We start from the raw sequence: 1,249 nt of genomic DNA, 5'->3' as shown, positions 1-1,249 counted from the left end.
CGCCCCGAGAACGAAGAGCAGACGGCTCTTCAGTTCACTCAGACCACCCTGTGCTTTAACATCCAATCCTGGTTTCTTAGCCATTGTACTGATTATTCCTCGATTTTACCGCCAGCGGCCTCGATGGCTGCGCGTGCACCTTTGGTGACGGACAGACCACGAACGGTCACAGCACGGTCAATGTTGCCTGACAGAACAACTTTAGCGAACACGATGTTCTTAGTAACAACACCGGCTTGCTTCAGAGTGCTCAGGTCGACCACATCACCTTCTACCAGGGCGATTTCGTTCAGACGCACTTCGGCAGAAACCAAAGATTTGCGAGAGAAGAAACCGAACTTCGGCAGACGGATTTTCAAAGGCATCTGGCCGCCTTCGAAACCGTTGCGGACTTTACCGCCACCGGAACGAGAGGTTTGGCCTTTAACACCACGACCACCAGTCTTGCCCAGGCCGGAGCCGATACCACGACCACGACGTTGTTTTTCAGGCTTGGAACCAGCGGCCGGAGACAGAGTGTTCAGACGCATGCTTAGCCCTCCACCTTAACCATGTAATAAACCTGGTTGATCATACCGCGTACGCAAGGAGTATCTTCCAGCTCAACGGTGTGACCAATGCGACGCAGACCCAGACCACGCAGAGTCGCCTTGTGCTTTGGCAGACGGCCGATAGAGCTGCGAGTTTGAGTTACTTTTACAGTGTTAGCCATGTCGCATTACCCCAGAATTTCTTCAACGCGCAGACCACGCTTGGCAGCGATCTGTTCCGGTGATTGACCGTGAACCAGAGCGTCTACAGTAGCGCGAACAACGTTGATTGGGTTGGTGGAACCGTAGGTCTTGGCCAGCACGTTGTGGATACCGGCAACTTCCAGAACAGCACGCATAGCGCCGCCTGCAATAATACCAGTACCTTGGGAGGCCGGCTTCATGAACACGGTGGAGCCAGAGTGAACACCACGCACCGGGTGGTGCAGAGTGCCGTTGTTCAGCTCAACCTTGTTCAGGTTACGCTTAGCCTGTTCCATTGCTTTTTGAATAGCAGCCGGAACTTCACGGGCTTTACCGTAACCGTAACCTACACGGCCGTTACCATCACCCACCACGGTCAACGCGGTGAAGGACATGATACGACCACCTTTAACAGTTTTCGAAACACGGTTTACTGCAATGAGCTTTTCTTGCAGTTCGCCGGCTTGAGATTCGACTTTAGCCATCTTCGACTCCTAGCTTAGAACTGAAGACCA

At 53.2% G+C, this 1,249-nt stretch carries 3 protein-coding genes; all 3 read right to left on the bottom strand.

Annotated elements, in window-relative coordinates:
- Window positions 1–92: 92 nt before the first annotated feature.
- From rplO to rpsE, 3 genes are read right to left on the bottom strand one after another with little or no spacing between them, the layout of a single operon-like run.
- Window positions 93–530 carry a 50S ribosomal protein L15 gene (gene rplO, locus DBR30_RS20735; RefSeq protein ID WP_005340604.1) on the bottom strand — a complete coding sequence of 146 codons (438 nt, stop codon included), beginning with the start codon at window positions 528–530 and terminating at the stop codon, window positions 93–95.
- 2 nt (window positions 531–532) lie between these two features.
- Window positions 533–712, bottom strand: a complete 180-nt coding sequence (rpmD, locus tag DBR30_RS20730; protein WP_005307985.1) for a 50S ribosomal protein L30 — start codon at window positions 710–712, stop codon at window positions 533–535.
- A 6-nt stretch (window positions 713–718) separates the two neighbouring features.
- Complete coding sequence (gene rpsE / locus DBR30_RS20725) at window positions 719–1,219, bottom strand: 30S ribosomal protein S5 (protein ID WP_005340605.1); 501 nt, start codon at window positions 1,217–1,219, stop codon at window positions 719–721.
- Between the last annotated feature and the right edge of the window lie 30 nt (window positions 1,220–1,249).

Origin of the sequence: Aeromonas sp. HMWF017, assembly GCF_003061465.1 — a bacterium.
Lineage (GTDB): Bacteria > Pseudomonadota > Gammaproteobacteria > Enterobacterales > Aeromonadaceae > Aeromonas > Aeromonas veronii.
The sequence above is the reverse complement of the archived record's forward strand: the minus strand, read 5'-3'. Positions and strand labels throughout refer to the sequence as shown.